This is a genomic window from Microcoleus sp. D3_18a_C4 (assembly GCF_036702415.1).
Taxonomy (GTDB): domain Bacteria; phylum Cyanobacteriota; class Cyanobacteriia; order Cyanobacteriales; family Microcoleaceae; genus Microcoleus.
This window is the reverse complement of the sequence record NZ_JAUBTI010000020.1, coordinates 71336-95826: the sequence shown is the minus strand read 5'-3', so window position 1 is coordinate 95826 and position 24491 is coordinate 71336. Positions and strand designations below refer to the sequence as shown.

The 24491-nt window shown below is 45.1% G+C and carries 21 protein-coding genes and 1 pseudogene; 16 read left to right on the top strand and 6 right to left on the bottom strand.

The window, feature by feature from the left end; translation table 11 throughout:
* Positions 1-661 precede the first annotated feature (661 nt).
* The 5 genes from QUB16_RS12390 (at position 662) to panB (ending at position 3147) form a co-directional block, all read left to right on the top strand.
* Entirely contained in the window at positions 662-1069 is a 408-nt protein-coding gene (locus tag QUB16_RS12390; RefSeq protein WP_333316356.1) for a hypothetical protein, read from the top strand.
* Between the two features lie 153 nt (positions 1070-1222).
* A complete protein-coding gene (locus QUB16_RS12385) occupies positions 1223-1639 on the top strand; it encodes an aspartyl protease family protein (RefSeq protein ID WP_333316354.1) in 417 nt (138 codons plus the stop codon).
* Positions 1640-1787: 148 nt separating this feature from the next.
* Positions 1788-2054 carry a type II toxin-antitoxin system ParD family antitoxin gene (locus tag QUB16_RS12380; protein WP_333054747.1) on the top strand — a complete coding sequence of 89 codons (267 nt, stop codon included), beginning with the start codon at positions 1788-1790 and terminating at the stop codon, positions 2052-2054.
* Entirely contained in the window at positions 2051-2350 is a 300-nt protein-coding gene (locus QUB16_RS12375) for a type II toxin-antitoxin system RelE/ParE family toxin (protein WP_333316352.1), read from the top strand. The genes QUB16_RS12380 and QUB16_RS12375 overlap by 4 nt, the downstream gene beginning before the upstream one ends.
* 20 nt (positions 2351-2370) lie before the next feature.
* The gene (panB, locus tag QUB16_RS12370) at positions 2371-3147 is read left to right on the top strand and encodes a 3-methyl-2-oxobutanoate hydroxymethyltransferase (RefSeq protein ID WP_333316350.1); all 777 of its coding nucleotides are present in this window, start codon (positions 2371-2373) and stop codon (positions 3145-3147) included.
* A gap of 165 nt (positions 3148-3312) precedes the next feature.
* Here panB and tatA read toward each other — a convergent pair whose 3' ends face one another.
* Positions 3313-3504, bottom strand: coding sequence for a twin-arginine translocase TatA/TatE family subunit (gene tatA, locus QUB16_RS12365; protein ID WP_333045245.1), 192 nt, complete (start codon positions 3502-3504; stop codon positions 3313-3315).
* Between the two features lie 139 nt (positions 3505-3643).
* On the opposite strand from tatA, the gene QUB16_RS12360 reads away from it, so the two are divergent.
* The 7 genes from QUB16_RS12360 (at position 3644) to QUB16_RS12330 (ending at position 10632) form a co-directional block, all read left to right on the top strand.
* The gene (locus QUB16_RS12360) at positions 3644-4381 is read left to right on the top strand and encodes a phycocyanobilin:ferredoxin oxidoreductase (RefSeq protein WP_333316348.1); all 738 of its coding nucleotides are present in this window, start codon (positions 3644-3646) and stop codon (positions 4379-4381) included.
* A gap of 71 nt (positions 4382-4452) precedes the next feature.
* The gene (locus QUB16_RS12355) at positions 4453-6096 is read left to right on the top strand and encodes an HlyD family efflux transporter periplasmic adaptor subunit (RefSeq protein WP_333316346.1); all 1644 of its coding nucleotides are present in this window, start codon (positions 4453-4455) and stop codon (positions 6094-6096) included.
* Between the two features lie 189 nt (positions 6097-6285).
* Positions 6286-7446 carry an ABC transporter permease DevC gene (gene devC / locus QUB16_RS12350; RefSeq protein WP_333316344.1) on the top strand — a complete coding sequence of 387 codons (1161 nt, stop codon included), beginning with the start codon at positions 6286-6288 and terminating at the stop codon, positions 7444-7446.
* 336 nt (positions 7447-7782) lie between these two features.
* Positions 7783-8370 (top strand): hypothetical protein, encoded by a 588-nt coding sequence (locus QUB16_RS12345; protein WP_333316342.1) that lies wholly within the window; start codon positions 7783-7785, stop codon positions 8368-8370.
* Positions 8371-8426: 56 nt separating this feature from the next.
* On the top strand, positions 8427-8777 hold the full coding sequence (locus QUB16_RS12340) for a multidrug efflux SMR transporter (protein WP_333138474.1): 351 nt from the start codon (positions 8427-8429) through the stop codon (positions 8775-8777).
* Between the two features lie 255 nt (positions 8778-9032).
* The gene (locus QUB16_RS12335; protein WP_333316340.1) at positions 9033-9872 is read left to right on the top strand and encodes a Uma2 family endonuclease; all 840 of its coding nucleotides are present in this window, start codon (positions 9033-9035) and stop codon (positions 9870-9872) included.
* A gap of 37 nt (positions 9873-9909) precedes the next feature.
* Positions 9910-10632: a DevA family ABC transporter ATP-binding protein gene (locus QUB16_RS12330; protein WP_333316339.1), complete on the top strand. Its 723-nt coding sequence runs from the start codon at positions 9910-9912 to the stop codon at positions 10630-10632.
* Positions 10633-10649: 17 nt separating this feature from the next.
* On the opposite strand, the gene QUB16_RS12325 is transcribed toward QUB16_RS12330, so the two are convergent.
* Positions 10650-11561 (bottom strand): hypothetical protein, encoded by a 912-nt coding sequence (locus QUB16_RS12325; RefSeq protein ID WP_333316336.1) that lies wholly within the window; start codon positions 11559-11561, stop codon positions 10650-10652.
* 539 nt (positions 11562-12100) lie between these two features.
* Positions 12101-13370 (bottom strand): annotated as a pseudogene (locus QUB16_RS12320) (RNA-guided endonuclease InsQ/TnpB family protein).
* Positions 13371-13494: 124 nt separating this feature from the next.
* Between QUB16_RS12320 and dnaX the strand changes: the two are divergent.
* Complete coding sequence (gene dnaX, locus QUB16_RS12315) at positions 13495-16866, top strand: DNA polymerase III subunit gamma/tau (RefSeq protein ID WP_333316364.1); 3372 nt, start codon at positions 13495-13497, stop codon at positions 16864-16866.
* A gap of 300 nt (positions 16867-17166) precedes the next feature.
* Here dnaX and clpX read toward each other — a convergent pair whose 3' ends face one another.
* From clpX to tig, 3 genes are all read right to left on the bottom strand, one after another.
* Entirely contained in the window at positions 17167-18510 is a 1344-nt protein-coding gene (gene clpX / locus QUB16_RS12310) for an ATP-dependent protease ATP-binding subunit ClpX (protein WP_333103398.1), read from the bottom strand.
* Between the two features lie 9 nt (positions 18511-18519).
* Positions 18520-19209, bottom strand: coding sequence for an ATP-dependent Clp endopeptidase proteolytic subunit ClpP (gene clpP, locus QUB16_RS12305; RefSeq protein WP_333045253.1), 690 nt, complete (start codon positions 19207-19209; stop codon positions 18520-18522).
* Between the two features lie 520 nt (positions 19210-19729).
* Positions 19730-21151 carry a trigger factor gene (gene tig / locus QUB16_RS12300; RefSeq protein WP_333316334.1) on the bottom strand — a complete coding sequence of 474 codons (1422 nt, stop codon included), beginning with the start codon at positions 21149-21151 and terminating at the stop codon, positions 19730-19732.
* A gap of 706 nt (positions 21152-21857) precedes the next feature.
* On the opposite strand from tig, the gene QUB16_RS12295 reads away from it, so the two are divergent.
* From QUB16_RS12295 to dapA, 3 genes are all read left to right on the top strand, one after another.
* Positions 21858-22070, top strand: a complete 213-nt coding sequence (locus QUB16_RS12295) for a hypothetical protein (RefSeq protein ID WP_333316331.1) — start codon at positions 21858-21860, stop codon at positions 22068-22070.
* A gap of 81 nt (positions 22071-22151) precedes the next feature.
* Positions 22152-23210, top strand: coding sequence for an aspartate-semialdehyde dehydrogenase (locus tag QUB16_RS12290; protein WP_333316329.1), 1059 nt, complete (start codon positions 22152-22154; stop codon positions 23208-23210).
* 107 nt (positions 23211-23317) lie between these two features.
* Positions 23318-24211, top strand: a complete 894-nt coding sequence (gene dapA, locus QUB16_RS12285; RefSeq protein WP_333316327.1) for a 4-hydroxy-tetrahydrodipicolinate synthase — start codon at positions 23318-23320, stop codon at positions 24209-24211.
* Positions 24212-24491 lie beyond the last annotated feature (280 nt).

Sequence of the window (24491 nt, the reverse complement as noted above, 5' to 3'; positions counted from 1 at the left end):
TTCCTTTTATCTTTTGTCCTATTCTCTCATACTTTTTCTCTGAGTATTTCTACTTATTGCATAACTGAGATGCTCCCTTTCTTGTTCTACAAGGTTAATCCTGAACTCAACAATCGCAAACTGCAAGCGGGCGATCGCAACTATATAAATGAATGACAGAGATTACGCACAGCAATAGATCCACGAGTTAAGCCCGCACAAGAAGTTTGCAATAGTCCCGGCCCAAGAGATATAGGATGGGAATTCACAGTAATTAACGGCGAGACATACGAGCAAACCTACGATCGCCTCGCAGATATAATTTTTTATAGCCGTCATCCTCAAACGACAGGGCAGCAAATTAGTAGAGGTGATAAAGCCCACAGCAATGAATGGTTAGCAATTCGACGCGAAATGTATATTTCCAATTGTGGGATATAAAAGTTATAGCGGTTCTCAAGAAAGTGAGGTATGGGGGCGAGTCCTATGCCGATGCCCGATGCCCACGGAGCCCTATGCCCACGGAGCCCTATGCCCTATGCCCGCGAGAGTACCTCATGTTACTGAGAAAGGCTATAAATTTAATTTAAATTAAACTTGAAATTCATTTACTTTATAGCTCGCTATGCTAATTAAATCACTGTCAATTAACTCAGCCTCGAAGTTCTCAGCGGTGTGTGTTATGGGTTTGGCTATCGCTATTGTCGGCACTAATCTAGCCCGTGCGGGAGTCAGCGATTATGAATCACGAACTCAAGCTGTGGATAGGCTGACGGATTGGTTTTTTTATAGAGTGAATCCTCAATTGGGAGGTCGAAAATTGCGATCTGACGATTCTTCTGCCTACATCCGCGAATGGAATGCTATTCGTAATACAGTCGATCGAGAAATGATTACTACACAAGGAGATTGCGTCGGTGATGCTTTCTGGGACTTCGATTATCGTTATCATGGGCGATCGCTAGATCGGATTGCAGATACAATTTGGGATATCCGCGATCCATCGGGTGACAAAACTCGTGCAGATGTTTCTAAACAAGAATGGCAGAAGCTTCGTAATTCAATAATTAGAGAGCATTTTTGCTATTAAGTTGCCATATTTGTCAACCCAATTTCAACAATAAAGAACAACAGCGCTTTTAGTTACAAATATTGTTAAAATGTAAAATAGGCCGCCTAGATTGTAGATAATTTAGTCAAAAAGCAACGAAAACATTCTCTAGCCAAACAAAAGGATAAAAAAATGGGCCGAGTCACCGCCACAATAACCGTCACCAACGAAGTAGACAAGATGCTAGCAGAAAGAGGGTTCATCCCCGCAGAGCAAATACGCTGTATCACCATCGATAACGTCTTAGTCGATACAGGCGCCACACGACTCTGCTTACCAGCAGATATTATCGCTCAGTTAGGTTTAACTCTAGTTGGGGAAATCCAAGGAAAGACAGCAATAGGATCTAGACAATTTCGTCTGTTCAAAAATGTTGGTCTGGCCGTAGCTGGACGAGAAGGCAGGTATGATTGTGTAGAAATTCCCGCAGGAGAAGAACCTTTACTGGGCTTAATTCCCCTCGAAGATTTGGGTTTAGAACCGGACTTGAAAAATCAGCGGTTGATTGTTTTGCCAGCAGAGGGAATGCAAAGCTATATTCGCGTGTAAAATCTAAATTATTAACGTGAAATGCTGGCTATACCTACATTAGAGCTTACTTGTCTCTGATTCATTGTTTAAAATCCCGATCGCAAAATTTGATAGTTTTTTGTTATTATGGGAAATAGTAGTTGACTCAAATAGGTGACTCAACGTAATGAACATATCCTTAACTCCCGAACTAGAGCAGTTTGTTCAGTCAACAGTCAACAACGGTAGATACTCATCAGCTTCTGAAGTGGTATGGGCTGCGTTACGATTGCTAGAACAACGAGAAATGGAACGCTTGGTGCGTTTAGAGGAACTCCGCAAGGAAATAATGATTGGAATTGAAGCTTCCGATCGCGGAGAGGTTTTTGATGGTGAAGAAGTTTTAAGAGAACTGCGTGAGGAGATTCAGCAAGCCGATGAGGGTGAAAAATGAGTCGATACATTTTGAGTGCCCCCGCCAAGCAAGATTTAAGGGAACTCACGAACTATCTGTTGCAGTTTAGCGCCAATGCAGCCAACCATTTCCTTAATGTTTTTCAGGAAAAATTTCGTTTATTAGCAGATTTTCCAGAAATGGGGCGCAGTCGTGAGGAATTAGCACCGTCTCTACGCAGTTTACCTGTAGATAAATATGTAATTTTTTACCGCGTTATTAAAAATGGTATCCAAATTGAAAGGGTGTTGAGTGGTTATAGAGACTTTGAGGATGTTTTTGTAGAAGACAGATAATATTATATTTTTGCACTAAAATGTCAGTCACTACTCATCAATTAATTCAGTGGAAACAACAAGGGCGGTCAATTGTTGCCCTGACAGCTTATGATTATGCGATCGCCCAACTCATCGATCGAGCAGGCGTAGATATCATCCTAGTCGGCGATTCCCTCGCCATGACAGTCTTAGGCTACGACACAACCCTACCCATAACCCTCGATGAAATGCTGCACCACGCTAAAGCAGTGCGTCGTGGAGTTAAACAAGCATTAATTGTGGTCGATTTGCCGTTTTTGACTTACCAAGAAAGTCCCCAGCAAGCCATGCACTCGGCAGGGAGAGCTTTGAAAGAAACCGGCGCTCAAGCTGTAAAATTGGAAGGTGGATATCCAGCAATGGCCGCCACAGTTTCCCAGCTAACATCCGCCGGAATTCCGGTGATGGGACACGTCGGTTTAACTCCGCAGTCGGTACACCAACTCGGCTACAAAAAACAAGGAAAAACGGCCGAAGCAGCCGATCGCATCCTAGCAGAGTCGATCGCCCTTCAAGAAGCCGGTGCCTTTGCGATCGTGCTAGAACACATTCCCGCAGACTTAGCCGCTCAAATTACCCAAAAATTAACTATTCCCACCATCGGTATCGGCGCCGGGCCGCACTGCGACGGTCAAGTTTTAGTTACTTCTGATTTGTTGGGACTTTCCGAAAAACAGCCGCCTTTTGCCAAAGCTTACGCCAATTTGCGAGAAACAATTACCCAAGCTGTGAAAGATTATTCCCTTGAAGTTAGAGAAGGCAAATTTCCCGAATAGGTTCGTAGTGATGGCTTCAGTCCTGAACAATGAGGACTATAGCAATCCTCAATCATTTGTGAATTTCTTACTCCCTCCCCAAGGCATCGGGGAGGGTTGGGGTGGGGTAAAAAATTTACGACTACTCATTTAGGATTGCTATAAAATCCTCACTACAAACCTAATTTAAACTTTCGGCTGGCCCTCTTCCTCTTTATCCTTCTCAACAGCTTCATCCTCAGATTGACCGATGCCATCCTTAAAACTCCGCAGCGTTTTCCCCAAAGCATTTCCCAACTCAGGAATCTTCTTGGGGCCGAAAATTAGTATGGCAACCACCGCAATAATGCCCATTTCGGGCAATCCCAGACCAAACATACAAAATCTCCTGTAAAACTTGCTCGATCGTAAGTCAATCTTAAGTCAATCTACTGATATTGTTAAAGTATCTACCTTTTTTCCTGCATCCTGCAACAGTAGAATCAAGTTTTATTAAGCTATCCCCCGATAAATAAGAATGTTAGAAACATCCCAGCCTTCTCTGCGCGAACAACAGCACCATCTCATCCGCGATTTAGCAGACCGAATGGAAGCAGTCTGGCACCGCTATCTCGACCTCGAACCCTACCACCTGCCCGCTGAGTTGGGATATATAGAAGGGCGCTTGGAAGGAGAAAAACTGATCGTGGAAAACCGCTGCTATCAAACGCCTCAGTTCCGCAAAATCCACCTCGAACTCGCTAAAGTCGGGCCGGTACTTGACATTCTGCACTGCGTGATGTTTCCCAGACCGAATTATGCTTTGCCGATGTTCGGTACGGATATCGTAGCAGGCAAAGGCCAAGTTAGCGCCGCGATCGCAGACCTTTCTCCCCTCAATCGAGATCGAACTTTGTCGGAAACCTACCGAACCCAACTGGAAATTTTGCCAATCAAGCAATTTTCTTGTCCCCGCCCAATTCCCGAATGGGGGGATATTTTCTCAGAATTTTGTCTGTTTGTGCGGCCAGAGTCGATCGAAGAAAACAGTCGGTTTTTGGATATTGTTGAATCCTACGTTGAAATTCACTGCAAACACGCAGTCGCTTCCGAACCAGTCTCTGCCGCCGAAGCCTCGGAAATTCTAGACGCTCAAATTTACTACTGCACCCAGCAGCAGCAAAACGACAAAACCCGCCGCGTACTAGAAAAAGCTTTCGGTCAAGATTGGGCAGAACATTACATGACCGAGGTGCTTTTTGATATCCCTAAATAGCTGAAAATTGTTTACAATACTTTACAGTAGGGGGAAAAAACTTAATCAGGAAATCACCTACTTTATAAGTAATGGTAAAGGAATCACGGCTCAAGGATAAATCATTTTTAAAACCCCCAGGGCGAGGAATCATCGGTTTAGCGATCGCCGCCACTGTCATTACCACAGGAGTTGGTTTTTGGCAAGTATCTCAACTGAGAAAAGCCGAAGAGTTAAAGGCGGAGGCTGCAACGGCTGCTGCAACTTCCGCCTCCACCCGCAACAGCGTTACCGCTTTGGGTAGGTTGACTCCGCAGGGGGAAGTTATCAAATTGTCGGCCCCTTCGGCGTCGGAGGGAGCAAGAATTGAACTGTTGCAGGTGGAAGAGGGCGATCGAGTCAGTCAAGGACAAATCATAGCAGTTCTCGATACGCGCGATCGGCTCCAAGCAATCCTCCAACAAGCCGACAAAGAAGTCAAAGTCAAACAAGCAGAATTAGCGAAAATTCAAGCAGGCGCAAAAACAGGCGTTGTCGGCGCTCAACAAGCAGAAGTTGCCAAGTTTGAAGCACAAGTGCAAAGAGAAACCGAAGGCGAAGCAGCCAATGTCGCCCGCTTAGAAGCTCAACTGCGAAGAGAAACCGAAGCCGAACAAGCTAACGTCGCCAAATTTGAGGCACAACTGCAAAGAGAAACCGAAGCCGAACAAGCTAATCTTGCTAAATTTGAGGCACAACTAGACAGAGAAACAGAGGTGCAGCAATCCAAATTGGCTAGGTTAGAAGCTCAATTGCGCGGCGAAATTGCCTCTCAAAACGCTACAGTCGATCGGCTAAAAGCCGAATTAACCAACGCCGAAGCCGAGGAACAACGCAATAAAGAACTCTCAGAAACAGGCGCAATTTCTGCTTCCGCCTACGACACCAAACGTTTAGCAGCAGAGACAGCTCGCCAGAGAGTCAAAGAAGCGCAAGCTATATTAGAAAAAACCGTGCAAACTTTGCGTGAGGAAATAGTCGAAACTAAAGCAACAATCAAACAAAAATTAGAAACAGGCCAGCAGGAAATCAATCAATCGCGAGCCAATCTCAAACGCAAGTTAGAAACAGGTAGGCAGGAAATTAACCAAGCTAGAGCCACCTTAAATCAAAAGATAGAAACAGGACGAGAACAAATCAATCAAGCCGAAGCAATACTCAAACAAAAAGCCGAAACCGGCGAAGAACAAATCAATCAAGCCAAAGCAAATCTCGACCAAATTGCCGAAGTACGCCCCGAAGACGTGCAAGCGGCCCAAGCAGCCGTCGAAAGTGCGATCGCCACCAAACAAAAAGCTCAAGTAGACTTAAACTTAAGTTACGTCAAAGCACCCGTATCCGGCTACATCCTCAAAGTTCACAGCCGACAAGGAGAACGTGTCAACACCCAAGACGGCATCGTAGAACTAGGCCGCACCGACCAAATGTACGCCATAGCAGAAGTTTACGAAACCGACATCGCCAAAGTGCGAAACGGCCAGCGCGCAACAGTCACCAGCCCGGTTTTTGCAGGCGCTTTGGAAGGAAGAGTCGATCGCATCGGCAAACAAATCGGTAAAAAAGATGTCCTCAATACAGACCCCGCAGCCGACACCGATGCTAGAGTTGTCGAAGTAAGAATTCGCCTCGATCCGGCATCGAGCAAGAAAGTTGCAACCCTAACAAACTTGCAGGTTGAAGTTAAAATAGACATCTAAATTTTACCTTGACCAAACTTACGCAGGGGGACTCAAGAAACCGGGTTTTTTACCGAGATTAAGGGTGTGAATCAAATATAAGCGTAAAAAACCCGATTTCTCAACACCCGTGCTTAAATCCTAAAATTATTCAATCCAAAATCCCAAATCCTAAATCTAAAATCTAAAATCTAAAATTGATTGACTCTTATGGCAAAAATACCGCTAGCTTGGGCACAGTTAACCCGCGAAAAAATGCGTTTAGTAATCGCGCTAGCCGGCATTGGATTTGCCGACTTGCTGATGTTTATCCAGTTTGGATTTAGAGATGCTCTGTTTGAAAGTTCCATCAGCTTTCACTCGCAATTAAAAGGGGATATTTTTATCACCAGCACGCAATCTACGGCTTTAATAGCCATGAAAAGTTTTCCCCAACGGCGTTTGTATCAAGCTTTGAGTTTTAATGGCGTTACCGGAATCAGCCCGGTATATCTAGGCTTTGGTTTGTGGAAAAATCCCGCCCCAGACAAAAACAATACCCGCCAACTGATGGTAATCGGTTTTGACCCCGCTCGTCCCATCTTTGATCTGCCGGAAGTTAAGGATAATTTGGACAAAATCCAAATTTCAGATGTCGTTTTATTCGATCGAGCTTCCCGCCCGGAGTTTGGGCCAGTAGCAGAATATTTCAACCAGGGAAAGCCTGTGGAAACTGAAATAGATAACCGCCGCGTTACTGTAGAGGGGTTATTTACTTTAGGAGCATCTTTCGGTGCTGATGGCAATATTATTACCAGCGATTTGAACTTTCTGCGGATTTTTCACAGTAGAAGAACTAGAGGCTTAATTGATGTCGGAATTGTTCACTTGCAGCCGGGAACTGATGTCAAGGCAGTTATTGAAAAAATGAGGGCAACTTTACCGCAAGACGTGACAATTGCTTCTAAAGAAGAGTTTATAGCTTTTGAGAGAAAATATTGGGAGGAAAGCACGGCGATCGGATTTATTTTCACTCTCGGCGCGACAATGGGGTTTATTGTCGGCATCGTGATTGTCTATCAAATTCTCTATACTGATGTTACCGACCATTTGCCAGAATACGCTACTTTGAAGGCGATGGGATATAAAGACAGTTACTTTTTGAGTGTGGTTTTTCAAGAGGCTTTAATTTTGGCAATCCTTGGTTATTTGCCAGGGCTTGGGATTTCTATGGTGCTGTACAATTTAGCGAGAACTGCTACGAGTTTGCCGATGTACATGACTTTGGGAAAAGTTGTAACTGTGTTTACAATGACAGTTATTATGTGTACTGTATCAGGGGCGATCGCAGTTAGGAAGTTGCAGGCGGCAGATCCGGCAGATATTTTTTAACGCAAGAAGTTCGGCAACGAGCAATGTACGGGATGTAACTGATTTAACGGATAGATTTTCAGGGGATAAGTCTCAGAAACCCAGTTTCTTCGTAGATTTCTCGTTACTCAATGCAAAATTCGGAGAAACCGGGTTTATCGCCCCCATGCGTATTATGATTTGTTTTAGTCTAACTTTCCTTTGCGCCCAAAGTTTCCTTTGGTTGATCTTTACTATGAAAATCGTCACCCCTGCTGTCATCCTGTCATTAGTTATACTAATATAAGTTTTTTTTATCATAAAAAATGCTGATAATCTAGCGCTAAACTTTTACATTTTATGTGGTTATGTGGTTATATGGTTTTAGGAGGTTCCACTAAATACATTGATGAAGCCTATGACGAATCCATTTTTAATAAAAAAATTGCACTATTCCTAGCTGCTATCTCCATGTTTTTACTTGTTTCTTTAGTTTTTATAGACTACATCTCTGGGATAATTTTCATAGGTGTAGCTGTAGGATTATTGGGATCGGGTAAAATAGACAACTTAATTTTTAGACTTTTAACAGTATCGATCCTTATTTCTGCTGTATGGAGACTATTAATTTTTCCAGTTGCAATCGACTTCTCATCGCTATCTACTGGGTTGTTGATATTTCTTGCCATAGCGTTTTCATCTTTTGCAGATGAATGGTTAAATGATTTTAGCGATAATCATAAAAATTCGTTACATTTGGTATTAAAAGTAATTTTTTACAATCGGATTATTACCAAAATAACAGTTTTATTATTTTGCATTTTTGGGTATAAGGCTAATTTATATTTTATGGCATTTTTGGGATTTGATGCAGCGTATTCACTTATAGATAATTTGGGAGATCGAGTCAAACAGAAGATTCTCAGAGCAAAACAAAACGCCTTATATCCTGAAGTGAAAATTTAAAACCCTTAAATTATCCAGGAAACGAGCAAAACACGCAAAATTATTGAGGAACAAAAATGTCAATACCAAAGCCACACTATTCTGTAAGCTGGATTTATCTACTTCTTGCTGTCGTTTTAGAGGCCGCAGGCACTATTTATATGAAATTATCAGAGGGTTTCACAAAAGTCGTTCCCTCGATTTTGATGCTAATTTTTTATGGAATTAGTTTTATATTTTTAAATTTAGCTATTAAAAAGTTAGATGTGAGCGTAGCTTATGCAATTTTCTCCGGGTTGGGGATTGCTCTTGTCACTATTGGAGGCATTTTCTTTTTTAAAGATCCCATTACGGTTTTTAGAATTTCTGCCATTTCCTTCATCATCCTAGGTGTGATTATTTTGAATTTTACAGGTTTATCTCATTGAAGAATGCTAAGAATAAGTACAGTCCTGGACGCAGCCGTACAAAAAAAACCGGGTTTTTAATCGACATTAAAGGCTCGGAATCTCATATTTTCACAAAAAACCAGGTTTCTGCCTCGAAAAAATAAAGTAATACCAACTCTGGGTTTACTATCCCCTTAATTTTTTGCCAGATCGGGAATTGGATAGCTGTGCCGATCGAACGCTATGCTGTAAGAAAGCATCCGTCTCGATCGCGCTCTCCCTCGGTTCTACGCTATGACCCAAAACCTCAACCCCACAGCGTTGCCTCCCGCCTTTCCCGATCACACGCAACTCCCAGAATCTGACGGCACGTTTGTGAAAAACTTTCAAGAACATCCCCAGAGTATCCTGCTCACAGACTCCCTGGAAATTACGCTGCAAAATCTTCATCCTGACGGACAATATGCGATCGGGCAAGATTGCGGTATCTACTGGCGCGAAACTGACCCTCCAGAAAAGGGTGCAGAAGCCCCTGACTGGTTCTACGTCCCCAACGTTCCGCCGAGATTAGACGGGCAATACCGCCGTTCCTACGTGCTGTGGCGCGAGTATATTGTGCCGCTGATTGCGATCGAATTTGCTTCGGGTGATGGTTCTGAAGAACTCGACAGCACTCCCTTATCTGCTTTACCCTCTGGCGGAAACCAGAAACCAGGAAAATTTTGGGTATACGAGCGGATTATCAGGATTCCCTACTACGCTATCTATAAAATCCAAACCAGTGAATTAGAAGTCTACAACTGTGTGAATACTCGGTATCGCCGCTTGGAACCAAACGATCGCGGACATTACCCGATCGACCTGATGGGAGTAGAGTTGGGTGTATGGTCGGGTAGCTATCAAAATCAGACGCAGCAGTGGTTGCGCTGGTGGGATAACCAAGGCAATTTATTGCTGACAGGAAGCGAACGAGCTAGGCTTGAAAGCCTGCACGCCGAACAGGAACGAGAACGGGCCGAACAGGAACGCCAACGGGCCGACGCTGAACGCCAACGGGCCGACGCTGAACGAGCACAAAAAGAGCGATTGGCGGCTTATTTGCGATCGCAGGGAATCGATCCCGATCGTATATGAACCTGGGTCGTTGCTTTTTTTAAATCTAGCTATTACTATGAACACTCTACCCGTTGTCTCGATTAAAAATCTCAACCATTCTTTCGGCGAAGGTCAACTTCGCAAACAGACATTATTTGACATCAACCTCGAAATTTATCCTGGCGAAATTGTGCTGATGACAGGGCCTTCGGGGTCTGGTAAAACAACATTGTTAACCTTGATTGGAGCTTTGCGATCTATCCAAGAAGGTAGTCTGAAAATTCTGGACCAAGAATTGCGGGGAACCGCGAAAAATAAGTTAGTTAAAGTCCGTCGCGACATCGGCTATATTTTCCAAGCTCATAATTTGCTCAAATGCTTGAGTGCTAGGCAAAATGTGCAAATGTCCCTCGACCTGCACAACCATCTTTCTCACAAAGAAACTAATGATAAAATAGAAGGAATTCTGGAAGCTGTGGGGTTGGGAGACAGAATAGATTATTACCCCAGCAGTCTTTCGGGCGGCCAAAAACAAAGAGTGGCGATCGCCCGCGCATTAGTCAGCCAGCCGAAATTAGTATTAGCAGACGAACCCACAGCAGCCCTAGACAGTAAATCAGGTCGAGATGTGGTAGAAATTATGCGAGGTTTGGCAAAAGAACAGCACTGCACTATTTTGCTTGTCACCCACGACAACCGCATTTTAGATATAGCCGATCGCATTATTCACATGGAAGACGGCTACCTCGCACAAGATACATCAACAGCGGCTGCCACAGGCGTTCTTTCGGGAAAATAATATTAATCCACCTCAACTTATTTCCGAGAACCGGGACGCTTTCCTCCTACCTTGGCAGGACTTTTTGTTGCACCTTTGGCTGGAGTTTTAGAACTACTTTTGCCACTTTTTTGACCTTTAGCTCCTGTCAACTGGCTCTCAAGGTCATTTGCAGGTCGGCCCGCAGGCGTTCTCGTAGTTCTAAAGGTAACATTCACCCCTTCATTCGACTGTTCCAGCACCAACATCGGCGTCGGCTTGGCTTTTTGATCCCACTCAATATGAACGATGCGACCTTGAATTGTCGGCTGCCAACTGTCGTGGTCGTCTGAAGGACTCAGATAAGTTTCCAAACAGTCAATAATTTGATTAATTGTCGCCGATGTTGCCTGAGTCGGCAGTTTCATCAGCTTAATTTGAATCCGAAACAGCACACGTTTTTCTATTTTTACTGCCGGATCGCCAGTTTCGTATTCGATATCAAACATCGAATCCACTTGCCTGCCGCTGCCCGCATTCCCATTTTTTTCTCCCACTGCCCCCTGAGTCGGACGCAGAGCAATACTAATTTTTTCTTTAACTTTTACCTTGATCTGGTTCACAATGGCAAAGTGAAAGACTTCTTCCGCCATTCGCATTCTCAGGTAGTCTAAATTAAAGTCTCGCGAGTGGATAAGGTCGGGATTCTTTTCCATCTTTGACATGGTTTCCAGAGCCATTTTGTATTTTTTCTGGAGTTCTCGATTTCTAAACTCCTCAAACTTGAGCTTTTTGCTCAAATCGTCGAGTTTTAGCTTGGTAAACACAGCTAAACCGATAAGCAATAACAACAGTAATCCCGAGGCTCCCATGAAGAGTTGGTCTGAGGACGGATCTCCGGGTTTAGCCTGTTTAGGTTTGGGAGAGGCTACTGCCAACCTTGGTTCTACAAGGATTATTTGGGTTGACATGGGCTTTTAAAGGGTAAAATTTGACGCTATATTTATACAGGACTCCAGAGTAGAGCTGGTAGTGCAACTGGATCAACCAACATTGACATCATTCCACCATCATCTTGGTACAACTGGATTTCTGCAACTGGAACACGCACCCTCTAATTAATACTTTATCTTTAACTGCAAGCCGGTTTCCGAAATATGGGGAAATCGCGCGCTGGCACTGGCCAATAGAAATGGTGAATTGTCTGTAATATATTATACCAATACAGCTAAAAAAAATGTTGGTTCGGCGGTCTCCGTTTCTAGAAAAATAAAAAGAAATACACATAAATTAATAGTAACTCTGGGAGCCAGCAGCAGAAAACATCCAGGAGAACAGCCGATCGCCCGGACGATCGAGGGGCGGACGTTGGGAGAGTGATAATTCCTACTGTACCCTCACTCCCGCCTTGCAAGCCCACCGGGCGGCTTGCTGTGAGAGTCGAGCTCTCTTTGCGATCGAACAACGTCTCCTTAGCTAAGATTACAGCTAATAGCTGGCAAAAGTATAGTCATTTATAGACATGGGAGGCTTCAAGTCCCTCCCCCTTCACTTTTACTTTGAGCGGATTAACCCGCATTGGCCCAACTACGCAGCTCTCTATCAAGAAAGCTAAACGCATTTGGGATTGCTTTTCTGAGAATGTTGTACGAAGCATTCACATCGGAATTAATTAACTGACCCGTCGATGTTTTGTACAAACCTCGCTTGATCCGTTTACCAGTGAACACAGGCTCTTTTTCTGTTTTTCCATAAACAGGAATTGGGTCTAAACCTAAAAAACTGGAGCGGGATGTGTAGGATTCTTCCTGTACAATTACTGTGATTCCTACCAGCCGAGCTTTGTATTCTAATATCTCAATTAATCGAGAGTGAGGAATACTGACAAAGTTTGGGTTGGTTTGTTTACCTAGATTGATATCGGTTTTCCACTGTGCATTTTTGCCGATTACCAGCGTTCCAATTTGGTTCACTACCAAATGGTCAACAATCACACGACTAGCCTGATGCAAATAGTTATCAACTTTCTGGTTGCGACAGCGAGTTAAGCGCTGAATCCGTGGTGAAGTTTTGCGATTCCCTTTCAATTGGGATTGTAATCGAGATTTGCGTTTGTTGTAGAACTGGTTAATCGATTTTAATGGGCGTCCATTAATCAACAAAGGGATAAATCCCGGCTGATTTGAAGTTAACGCCACTAAATTATCCAGTCCCAAATCAATACTAGCTACAGAGTTGGCATTGCCAAGGGTAGACTCCGGTTCATCATAAATCACCTCAATTACATAGGAATCACATTTCGGAACCAGTCTCACTTGACAAATCTGGTTGGGATTGAGTTGGGTTTTAATTGAAAGTTCAGTGCCGGAAAGTTTAATGATTCCTTTCTTCAACTGTTTACTACTAATTGCTTGACTCGTGTAAACGAGAAGGTTTCGCCCTTTGACTTTATCTTTGTACTTTGGCAGCTTTGGGCGACCAGTGAATTTTGAATAATCAGCCTTGTAAGCTTTAACTGCTTCAAAAAACGATTTCCAATTCTTGTCTAACACTATCAAGATTTGCTGGCTTACTTTAGCAGGCAAAGCCTTGTATGCTTCATGAGACTTCATCAATCGGTTCATTTCGTTATAACTGACATAACCCCATCCATAAATAAAACTCTGACGAATGACGTAATTGGCGGCATTGTAGAGGTTTTTGGACTTGAAAGCTAGTTCGTCAATTTGGGCGAAACGGTGTTCCGTCGATTTAATGATGTGCCTCTCTGTTAGCTGCATTTGAGACTTCCGTTCTTTGATCTGTGCGTATTTCTTGTTCAACAATCATAGCGATATGATACCATTATTGTTTATAATTGCTTATAAACTCAACGAAGATTTACAATACCACCAATATTCGATCGTGACCTACGAACCCCTGCATCACAAATATCGCCCTCAGACATTTGCCGAATTAGTCGGTCAAGAGGCGATCGCCCAAACCCTCACCAGCGCCATCCTACAAGAGCGCATAGCACCAGCATATCTATTCACCGGCCCCAGAGGCACCGGTAAAACCTCCAGTGCCCGAATTTTCGCCAAATCCCTCAACTGTATTTCTACGGTAGCCCCCACCCCCACACCCTGTGGCAAATGCAACGTTTGCCAAGAAATTGCCCGAGGTTCGACACTAGATGTCATCGAAATTGACGCCGCCAGCAACACCGGAGTAGATAACATTCGGGATTTGATCGAACGGGCTCAATTTTCCCCCGTACAGTGCCGCTATAAAGTATATGTAATCGACGAGTGTTTGACCGGTGATTCTCAGGTAAAAACTAGCGAAGGTCTGATGCGGATCGACAATCCCAACATCAAAGGAAAACAAGTTCTCAGCTATAACGAAACTTCAGAAGTTTGGGAATTTAAAAAAGTTTTGAGGTGGTTAGACCGAGGGGAAAAACAAACACTGGTGATTAAAACCGCCAACCGAGAAATCAGATGTACCGGCAATCATCCAATCAGGACAGAACAGGGATGGATACGAGCAAAAGACGTAAAAGAAGGAGTGAAGATACTATCCCCTGTGAATGTGGGTGCGGCACCGTCATTCACAAAATTGGAACAGATGGACGCTTGCGGAGATTTGCCAGAGGACATCAATTTTACGGGAATACCTACGGACAAAAATCCTACGACTTGGCCTCTATTCTCGAACAGGCTCAAGCCATCCAACCTCTCTGTGCGTGTGGCTGTGGAGAACAACTCGAAATACCAGACTTTTTACAAAAAAAAGGCAAAGGGATTAAGAGTATTCAGTCTCATTGGCAGCGACATCCGTATAAAAAAGGACATGGACTTTGGGATGCAAGAACGGAAAAGTTCTTGGCAAATGCCGAAGTTTTGCAACCAGAAACACTCGGACTCATCTACGGAACATTACTTGGAGACGGTTTTATCACCTACCCAAATAAATATAGCCGATTTCCAAGATTGGGCTGGACACACGGAGAAAAGCAGCGGGAATGGTTGGAATACAAAGCTTCTTGCCTTTCGACACTGCGACCAAAGTTACGAGTTACACCTAACCGAGGATACGGAAATATATCAGTCTGTTGCAACACCGTCTGCCATCCCCAACTTAGAGATGTCTTTGACGCTGTTAAACCCAACGGAAACGGAAAATACGTCACAATGGATTGGCTCGATCGCGTCACTCCAGAAGGACTTGCTTGGTGGTACATGGATGATGGCTCGCTCAGCATTTCCCCAGAAGGAAGTCCAAGCATCCAAATTCATACAGAAGGATATTCTAGGGCAGAAAATCAACTTCTTGCCAATTGGCTTACAGGTTTGGGATACCCAACAACAACTAAATTTTACACAAGGTCTAACACCTGTAAAACCTACGACTACATACACATGGGTGCTGAAACCAGTAGAAAATGGGTATCAGACTTTAAAAAATATTCAATCCCTTCAATGGATTACAAGTTTGGAGACAGTCGAATCTGTAAAAGTCGCTGGGGTCGAGAGAGTTTATGATATTGAAGTAGAAGACAACCACAATTTTGTCGCTAACGGTCTTCTGGTTCATAATTGCCATATGCTAAGCACCCAGGCATTCAACTCTCTACTCAAAACCCTAGAAGAACCGCCCGATCGCGTTGTATTCGTCCTCGCAACAACCGACCCACAAAGAGTATTACCCACTATTATTTCTCGTTGCCAAAAATTTGATTTTCGCCGCATCCCCCTCGAAGCAATGATTGCTCACTTGCACAAAATTGCCCAATTAGAAAACATCAATATTGCCAGCGATGCAGTACAAATGGTTGCTCAAATCGCCCAAGGAGGTCTGCGAGATGCCGAAAGTTTGCTCGACCAACTGAGCTTATTTCCCGGTCAAGTAACAGTCGAAAAAGTTTGGGATTTAGTCGGCGCAGTCCCTGAAAATGATTTAATGGATTTGCTGCAAGCTATTGATACAGATAACGCTACAGCATTAATAGACATGACCCGCCACCTCATGGATCGCGGTCGGGAACCGCTAATCGTGCTGCAAAGTCTCGCGAGCTTTTACCGAGATTTGCTAATAGCTAAAGCTGCACCGAAACGCTCAGATTTAGTAGCTTTAACATCTGCAACGTGGGAAAAACTGGCTACTTTTGCCCGCAATTGGGATGCCGAGTTGATTTTGGCCGGTCAGAAACATTTGCAAACCCACGAAGTGCAAATTAAAAACACCACTCAGCCGCGTTTGTGGCTGGAAGTAACGCTGTTGGGATTGTTGCCCTCAGCAATTAGAACTCAGCTACAACCAACAAGCGAACCAGCGAAAAATGTTGCTCAACCACCACAAAATCACCCCCCCCAACCAAGGGCGGGCACGGGGGCACCGCCCCTACAATCGGCGGGGAGCCAGACATCTAATATTGAACAATCTTCAGTTCCCAATTCGCAAAATCCTCCACCGACTTCGCCGCCTGTGGCTAATCGGATAGAAAGCACACCTCCGGCTGCAATTCCCGCACCTGTACCAACTGCTGAAACGAATCAAACACATTATTCACCGACTAATTGGGCCGATGAAATCGATTTAAATCGAGTGTGGGAACAGGTACTTGACCGCGTGCGGCCGCATGGCACTCAATCGCTGCTTCGCCAACATGGACAGCTAGTAATTTTTAGCAATGATACTGCTTATGTTAAGATTAGTTCGCAGCCGTTGCTCAATATGGTTAAAGACAAAGTAGCTAATATTGAAGAAGCTTTTTTGCAAATTTTTAACCGTCGAGTAACAGTAAAAGTGGGCTTGACAAATCCCGCTGAAACTAAAAGTTCCCGCGCCAAGGATTTGCCTACTTCTAACGGACGTGTTGGCGAAAATCCCAGGAATTCTCATCCTGTGAGTGATGCGGGCCAACAGGTGCAGAACTCGCCGGCTTCTGAGATTACAGATGATTTTTTGGGGAATGGTGGAGAAGAACAAAAACACCCGCCAGCGACTGAAAATACCGCTGTTAATGTGCCGGCAATTTCCGAATCGCGATCGCCCACAAACGGTTCTACAGACTCTCAAAATGACTTTAACGCTCAGGCTATAGCGGTGCGTGATGACGCGCGAGATGTCGCGAATTCGACTAGGAAGTTGGCTGATATGTTTGACGGGGAAGTAGTCGATTTGTCGGATGACTTGGAGATTTGGGAGTCGGAAACTTTTAGATTGGAATCTGAACCGGATTTTTCCGAGTTATCTTCTGAGTTAGGTGAGGATGATTTTATTGATTGGTAAATGAGAATTGGGCATTGGGCATTGGCTTGATATGATATCAATTTCGGTTGCACTCTTGGAAATGATAGAGGAGACGGCAGTGCCATCTCCCTACAATGTTATTTTGGGTAGGGAGACGGCACTGCCGTCTCCTAATTTCGGCTACTAATAATTTCGATGCAACCGGAAACGATATGATATGTTGTACCATGCTCAAGAACAGGCAAGATGCCTGTTCCACAAAGAGTGAATTTTCTTGTGGGGAGTATGGGTTGGGCAGGAGATCCCGCCCTAAAAGACTTATTGACAATGTGAAAACTTTTAAGCCGATTCCGGTTTTGGTAGCGAAGACGGAAGTACCAATAACTCAGCCGTCGATCGCTTCTCAACCATTTCCTTAGTAATCGTACACCGGGCAACATCCTTGCGCGACGGCAACTCGTACATCACATCCAACATCAATTCTTCGACAATTCCCCGCAGCGCCCGTGCTCCAGTTTTGCGGCGGTATGCTTCCTGGGCGATCGCCCGAATCGCCTCTGGCTTAAAGTCCAACTGCACATTATCCATCTTCAGCAGCTTTTGATACTGCTTAACCAAAGCATTGCGCGGCTCAGTCAAAATCGCCATCAACGTTTCCTCATCCAGCGGCTCTAACACCGCCGCCACCGGCACCCGCCCAATAAACTCAGGAATCATCCCAAACTTCACCAAATCATCCGGTTCCAGTTGCTTGAGTACATCAGCAGCCCGCTTTTCCTTCGGCTGAGCTTCTCCCGGCTGAATAAAACCCATTGACTTTTTACCCGTTCTCTGCTCTATCACTTTCTCAAGACCGACAAAAGCACCGCCGCAGATAAACATGATATTGCTAGTGTCAATTTGGATGCAGTCTTGGTAGGGATGCTTACGGCCACCTTGGGGAGGTACATTGGCGATCGTCCCCTCAAGCATTTTCAGCAGCGCCTGCTGTACGCCTTCCCCAGACACATCCCGCGTAATCGAAGGATTTTCGCTCTTGCGGGCAATTTTGTCAATTTCATCAATATAAATAATTCCGCGCTGCGCCTCTTCCACGTCCATATCTGCCACTTGCAGCAGCCGCAGCAAAATATTTTCTACATCTTCCCCGACATAGCCCGCTTCCGTCAGCGTCGTCGCGTCAGCCACCGCAAACGGCACATCCAGCATATCCGCCAAAGTCTGAGCCAGCAGAGTTTTCCCGCAGCCCGTCGGCCCGATTAACAAAATATTCGATTTTTGCAGTTCTACTTCTTCCGGCGGGTGCTTGCCGCTATTTTTGGCATGGATAAAGCTCAGGCGCTTGTAGTGGTTGTAAACTGCCACCGAGAGCACCTTTTTCGCCTCATCTTGCCCGATCGCATTTTCGTCGAGATAATTTTTAATTTCCCTCGGCTTGGGAATTTGGCTCAGCGACATACTTTTGCCCGATGTAGCGCGGCGCTTTTGCGTCGTTTCCTGCTTCGGGGCCACCGCCGCTGCGGGCACTGCACTGGAGTCAAACAACTCCTCATCTAAAATTTCATTGCACAAGTCAACGCATTCGTCGCAGATATACACCCCTGGGCCTGCGATCAACTTGCGTACTTGCTCTTGAGACTTGCCACAAAACGAACATTTTAGATGGGAGTCGTACTTAGACATAACAGCCTCTTAATTCAGTGCAGTGACATTCTCTCCCGCCGTCGGAAGGTTTTCCTTTTCGATAACTCGATCGACCAAACCGTAATTTTTGGCTTCCTCGGCTGACATAAAAAAGTCGCGCTCTGTATCCGCCTCTAATTTGTCGATCGGTTGACCTGTGTGGTGCGCTAGCAGTTGATTCAGCTTACGTTTATGATAAAGGATTTCTTTGGCTTGAATCTCAATATCAACTGCTTGACCTTGAGCGCCTCCAAGCGGCTGGTGAATCATAATCCGGGAACTCGGAAGAGACATCCGCTTACCGTGGGCTCCTGCTGTCAGTAGAAATGCGCCCATACTCGCTGCCAAACCGTAACAAATCGTCACCACATCCGGGCGGATTTGCTGCATTGTGTCATAAATTGCCATGCCTGCCGTCACCGAGCCGCCGGGGGAATTAATGTACATTTGGACATCTTTTTCTGGGTCTTCGGCATCTAGATACAATAGCTGAGCCACTATTGAGTCAGCAACTTCGTCGGTTACGGGAGTTCCTAAAAACACAATTCGCTCCCGCAGCAAGCGCGAGTAAATGTCAAAGGCCCGCTCGCCCATCCCCGACTGTTCTAGCACCATCGGCACTACATTGCTGGGGCTGGAACTGACATCAAAATCGTTATAGCTTGTAATTAGGTAATTGGAAGATTGAGATACAACCATAAGACACCAGTCAAGGATTCTAGACAATTTGCTGCTGCTGATGAAAGCTTTAAATTAAGCCGCCAGCTTTTAACTATTATGCCTCTTCTGAACAGATATCGGGGGAATGGGGAATGGGGAATGAGGAATGGGGCATTGGGCATTGGGTATAGTCGAGCAAAAATCTTGTGACTATTTAACCCAAATTCAACAGTAGCTCGACATTTAACGTAAAATGCGATCGCACTTCACATACCCCCGATCGATCCCCGCCGTAGGGACACTCCAAGACCCCATTAGTGTCCACTTAAGCTTTCAGCCCGCCAAGTCCACCAGTGGACCCGCTAGTCCGCCAGGGAATGAATTCCCTGTCTAATAGCTAAAGTCCTCGCTATGAGGACTAATGAATTATTCAGTCCTCATAGCGAGGACTTTAGCTTTGAGGCAGGGGTTTCAACCCCTGCCGGACTGCGGGTTTAACGTGTTTGTTGACACAAAGAAGGGCTGGCGTGCGGTGTCCCTACTACTTTCATTCTGGGCCCTACTCTTCGCCTACGACTTCAACTTCGACACTTGTGGCTGAAACATCCAAAACTTCAGCGTCTGATTCTTCTAATTCTTCCGATTCTGCGGCAGGAGTCAGAGAGCCTTCAGGTACGAGTTCGATTGTTCCTTTTTCTTCCAACCATTTCAGGGTTTTTTGTTTGAGCAAGTCTTCTGCTACAAATTCCTGCAACCTTTGGGGGTCAAAATCTCCTTTGGGAAACTGCTTTCTGATTTTTGCTACTTCTGCTTTTACTTCTGCTGGTTCAACAGATAAGGATTCCAGCTTGGCTACTTCTGCCAGAGCTAGAGTCTGCTTGAGCCGCTCGATTGCTTCCGGGCGCGAGCGTTCCCGCATCGGGCCCATATTTTCTTCGGTAAACAGTTGGTTGATATCTATGCCGTAATTTTTCAATTGGACGGCTTGTTGATTCAACAAATAATCGATTTCGCGATCGAGCATTGTTTCGGGAATTTCCACTTCTATTAGCTGCACGAGGGCTTCTGATATAGCTTTTTCCTTATTAGCTGATGTCTTGTTTTCTTGGTCTGCTTTAAACCGAGTTTCCAGCGATTCGCGCAGTTCTGCTAAAGTTTCAAACTCGCTGACTTCTTGGGCGAAGTCGTCGTCCAACTCCGGCAATTCTTTTTCCTTAAGTTCTTTGAGAGTAATCGTAAAGACTGCCGGTTTTCCTGCTAATTCTTCACTGCTATACTCTTCGGGGAACTGCACAGAAACTTCTCTCGTTTCTCCCGGATTCATCCCGATCATGCCTTGGATAAAGCCCGGTACAAACTGATTTTCCGATAATTCTACTTGAAAGTCTTCTGCTTGACCGCCGGGAATTTCTGCGGGAGTTTCGCCTTCGGGTGCTTCGGCATATCTACCGGAGAAATCAACCAAAGCCGTGTCTCCCAACTGAGCCGGCCGGCCTTCTACAGGGATTAAAGTAGCTTTGTCCGATCGATATTTTGCCAGTACCTCATCTACCTGACCCTCATCATACTTAGCTTCTTCTGCTTGAAGCTGCAAACCTGTGTACTGACCCAGTTTCACTTCGGGTTGTACGTCAACCTTCGCCGAAAAAATCAGAGGCTGTTCTGGATCGAACTTAGCTAGTAATTCTTCAAACTCGGTGCGAAGTTCAAAACTGCCAATTGCGGCAATTTTTTCTTGTTCGAGGGCTTTTTGCAGGGAATCATTAATCACATTTTCCAAAGCCGTCGCCTTCAAACGAGTCTGGCCTAGGCGCTGTAGCAAAACTTGACGGGGAACTTTGCCTTTGCGGAACCCAGGAATATTAACCTCGCGAGCAAATTGTTTAATTACTTGCTCGTAAGCTTGTTTTGACTTTTCTGACGGTACTTCGATTTCCAGACCAATTTGGCTAGCTGGAAGTTTTTCCTGGGTTACTTTCATCGGCTTTTTTGATATTTAACAATAGTGTATTGACACTCCCTGTCCTTTAGGTCAGGGATTCTTAATTCAGCGACTGACCTTAAAATGTTGCGTCCTTTCGGCAATCCTCAAACTTTTTAACCGTAGAAATCCTACCAATTAACGAGCCTGATTCGCAGTCATCCCTTCTTGGTCTATCTCCAAAAGCGTACTAGGATATTTACCTAGAGTTCGGGTATGCCCTACCCTACTTAACAAGACTAAATAGTTTGTTTCTCTGGTTAAAGGAACTGTGTTAAGCCCCTAGCTGTTTATAGAGTTTTCGCCGCTCTGAGTCCCCCGGTTTACGCGCCAAAGTGTGTCGTTAACTGTTTTTATGCACTATGGCCCAGGAGTTTAACCTTGACTACTCTAGAATACTAGAAATTTCCTGACTTTTAGGAAGGGATTTAAGAAATTAAAGCCGTCCTAGAAGGACAGGGTTTTAGACCCAATTTCCTTGATAAAATACATACAAATCTGACTTTGCCTGCATTTTAATTTGGTACGCTTTGACTCGTAACGGCACAACTACAACACCTTTACCGGATGAGACTGTAAGTCATTGCCGGCTACTTTTTTGGCTCTTGCCAAATAGTTTTGGTTTGAGGATACTAGCTTTTGCTGCTAGGAATGTGGAGGTTAAGTCCACTAATTGCCGATGCACCATAGCACATATCGCCCTGTGATGTCAATCTTGCCTGCCTCTGCGGCCAGTCAAAGTCAATGGATGCGCCTGCGAAAATGCAGATATATCGCAAAACTTAACCGGATGCGGATTGGGCGTGGGCGATTGGCAAAAGATGCTAAACTGGCATTGGGTACGATCGCACGTCGCATTCAGGAAGTTCGATCGCCCTTTTCGCTTAACTGCACCATTGCTATCCTCTCATGCTCCTGATGTCGCATAACAGTAATTAAGTTTGATATTGAGAATTGCAGTTATTTAAATTTTTGATTTCGATCGTTTAGAGTTTAATTTGTGGAGGAAACTAATTTGTCTCAATCCTATCGAGTTGCCATTTTAGGGGCTACGGGCGCAGTCGGTGCCGAGTTGCTAGAACTCTTGCACAGCCGGAGTTTTCCGATTTCTAACTTGAAGCTGCTGGCTTCGGAACGTTCAGCAGGCACTACCTTGCCTTTTGGCGGCGAGATGCTGCCGGTCGAAGCAGTTTCGGCGCGATCGTTTGATAATGTAGATCTGGTGCTCGCCTCTGCCGGCGGCTCTACTTCTAAATTATGGGCTCCGCAAGCGGTGGCAGCCGGAGCAGTGGTAATTGACAATTCTAGCGCTTTCCGCATGGATGCGAACGTACCGCTAGTGGTTCCAGAAGTCAATCCCCAAGCGGCGGCATCTCACCGAGGTATAATTGCTAATCCCAACTGCACGACTATTTTGATGGCAGTTGCCGTTTGGCCGCTTCACAAAGTTAGGCCGATACAGCGCATCGTTGTAGCAACTTACCAGTCTGCCAGCGGGGCGGGGGCGAGGGCAATGGAGGAAATGAAAGCTCAAGCAAGAGCAATTTTGCAGGGGGAAACTCCCCAAACAGATATATTTCCCTACCCCTTAGCATTTAATTTGTTTCCGCACAACACCCCGATTAACGATTTGGGGTATTGTGAAGAAGAGATGAAAATGGTAAACGAAACTCGGAAGATATTTGGTACGGACGAGATTAAAATTACGGCAACTTGCGTGCGGGTTCCCGTACTGCGGGCTCATTCGGAAGCGATTAATCTAGAGTTTGCAGAGCCTTTTAGCGCGATCGAGGCCAGGGAAATCTTAAAGCAGGCAAGCGGGGTTAAGCTGGTAGAAGACTGGCAAGCTAATTATTTCCCGATGCCTGTCGAGGCCAGCGGTAAGGATGACGTGTTAGTCGGCAGGATTCGCCAAGATATTTCTCACCCCTGCGGGCTGGAAATGTGGCTGTCGGGCGATCAAATTCGCAAAGGGGCGGCTTTAAATGCGGTGCAGATAGCTGAGTTGCTGGCCCAAAAAGATTTGTTGCGAACCCCAGTGGCGGCGGCTTCTACTTAGGGGGAACCCTGGCAATTGGGAAATTGAAATTGGGGATTTTAGATCAACCTTTCATCTGAAATCAAAAATTTAAAATCAAACATCAACAGTCTAAAATCGGAGAAAGTGTGGTAAAGTTTGGACGGGTTCTGACTGCAATGATTACGCCGTTTAAGGAAGACGGCAGCGTTAACTATGCGGTAGCAGAACAATTGGCAGTTCATTTAGCCGATCGCGGTACGGATAGCTTGGTAGTGTGCGGCACTACTGGCGAGTCTCCCACTATGACCTGGGATGAAGAGTACGAATTATTTCAGGTGGTACAAAAGGCGGTGGCCGGTAAGGCGTTGGTAATCGCAGGAGCCGGATCGAATTCTACTTCAGAAGCAGTAGCAGCTACCGAAAAAGCAGCTAAACTAGGGTTAGATGGTTGTTTGCAGGTGGTTCCTTATTACAACAAGCCGCCGCAAGAAGGTTTATATAATCATTTTCGGGCGATCGCGGAATCTGCTCCAGAATTGCCTATAATGTTATATAACATCCCCGGTCGCACTGGTCAGAATATGTTGCCGGAGACGGTGGCTCGATTGGCCCAAATCCCCAACATTGTCGCCGTAAAAGAAGCAAGTGGCAACTTGGATCAAACAAGTCAAATTCGGTGCTTGACATCCCCTGAATTTGCCATATATTCTGGAGATGATTCCCTAACTTTGCCAATGTTGGCGGTAGGAGGATCTGGTGTAGTTAGCGTAGCCAGCCATCTGGTAGGAGAACAACTGCAACAGATGATAAAAGCTTTCGAGGCCGGTCAAGTTCAAGTCGCTACCCAGATTCACTTGCAACTTTTTGACCTGTTTAAAGCTCTTTTTCTCACCACAAATCCCATTCCCGTCAAGACAGCTCTCAAACTTCAAGGCTGGGATGTAGGCTCCACCCGTCCGCCCCTGTGCGATCCGCCCGTTGAGGTAACTCAAAAGTTAAAGGACGTACTGAGTCAGCTAGCAGCAGTATCAGCTAGCTAGACGAGCGAGAACGAGTTTTCAGACAACTGAATATTGGTTGTGATAAGTCATTAGTTGTTAGTCATTAGTCATTAGTAATTAACTGTTAGTAATTAGCTAACAGTCAAGAAATAAAGACTGACGATTAAAGACTGAAGGCAAAGACAACTGAGTGTAGGGGATAGTAAAACCCCCTGGGGAGTTTTCCATAAATATTTGGAAAAATATCGCCCTACCAACGAACCGTAGACGAAAGACGAAAGACGACAGACCATAGACCACAGACCAATAACAAAAATAA

Excerpts from the sequence above, each read along its gene's own strand:
- QUB16_RS12390 (WP_333316356.1), top strand. The coding sequence starts at position 662 with ATGGGTTTGGCTATCGCTATTGTCGGCACTAATCTAGCCCGTGCGGGA.
- QUB16_RS12385 (WP_333316354.1), top strand. The coding sequence starts at position 1,223 with ATGGGCCGAGTCACCGCCACAATAACCGTCACCAACGAAGTAGACAAG.
- QUB16_RS12380 (WP_333054747.1), top strand. The coding sequence starts at position 1,788 with ATGAACATATCCTTAACTCCCGAACTAGAGCAGTTTGTTCAGTCAACA.
- QUB16_RS12375 (WP_333316352.1), top strand. The coding sequence starts at position 2,051 with ATGAGTCGATACATTTTGAGTGCCCCCGCCAAGCAAGATTTAAGGGAA.
- panB (WP_333316350.1), top strand. The coding sequence starts at position 2,371 with ATGTCAGTCACTACTCATCAATTAATTCAGTGGAAACAACAAGGGCGG.
- tatA (WP_333045245.1), bottom strand. The coding sequence starts at position 3,504 with ATGTTTGGTCTGGGATTGCCCGAAATGGGCATTATTGCGGTGGTTGCC.
- QUB16_RS12360 (WP_333316348.1), top strand. The coding sequence starts at position 3,644 with ATGTTAGAAACATCCCAGCCTTCTCTGCGCGAACAACAGCACCATCTC.
- QUB16_RS12355 (WP_333316346.1), top strand. The coding sequence starts at position 4,453 with ATGGTAAAGGAATCACGGCTCAAGGATAAATCATTTTTAAAACCCCCA.
- devC (WP_333316344.1), top strand. The coding sequence starts at position 6,286 with ATGGCAAAAATACCGCTAGCTTGGGCACAGTTAACCCGCGAAAAAATG.
- QUB16_RS12345 (WP_333316342.1), top strand. The coding sequence starts at position 7,783 with ATGGTTTTAGGAGGTTCCACTAAATACATTGATGAAGCCTATGACGAA.
- QUB16_RS12340 (WP_333138474.1), top strand. The coding sequence starts at position 8,427 with ATGTCAATACCAAAGCCACACTATTCTGTAAGCTGGATTTATCTACTT.
- QUB16_RS12335 (WP_333316340.1), top strand. The coding sequence starts at position 9,033 with ATGACCCAAAACCTCAACCCCACAGCGTTGCCTCCCGCCTTTCCCGAT.
- QUB16_RS12330 (WP_333316339.1), top strand. The coding sequence starts at position 9,910 with ATGAACACTCTACCCGTTGTCTCGATTAAAAATCTCAACCATTCTTTC.
- QUB16_RS12325 (WP_333316336.1), bottom strand. The coding sequence starts at position 11,561 with ATGTCAACCCAAATAATCCTTGTAGAACCAAGGTTGGCAGTAGCCTCT.
- clpX (WP_333103398.1), bottom strand. The coding sequence starts at position 18,510 with ATGTCTAAGTACGACTCCCATCTAAAATGTTCGTTTTGTGGCAAGTCT.
- clpP (WP_333045253.1), bottom strand. The coding sequence starts at position 19,209 with ATGGTTGTATCTCAATCTTCCAATTACCTAATTACAAGCTATAACGAT.
- tig (WP_333316334.1), bottom strand. The coding sequence starts at position 21,151 with ATGAAAGTAACCCAGGAAAAACTTCCAGCTAGCCAAATTGGTCTGGAA.
- QUB16_RS12295 (WP_333316331.1), top strand. The coding sequence starts at position 21,858 with ATGTCAATCTTGCCTGCCTCTGCGGCCAGTCAAAGTCAATGGATGCGC.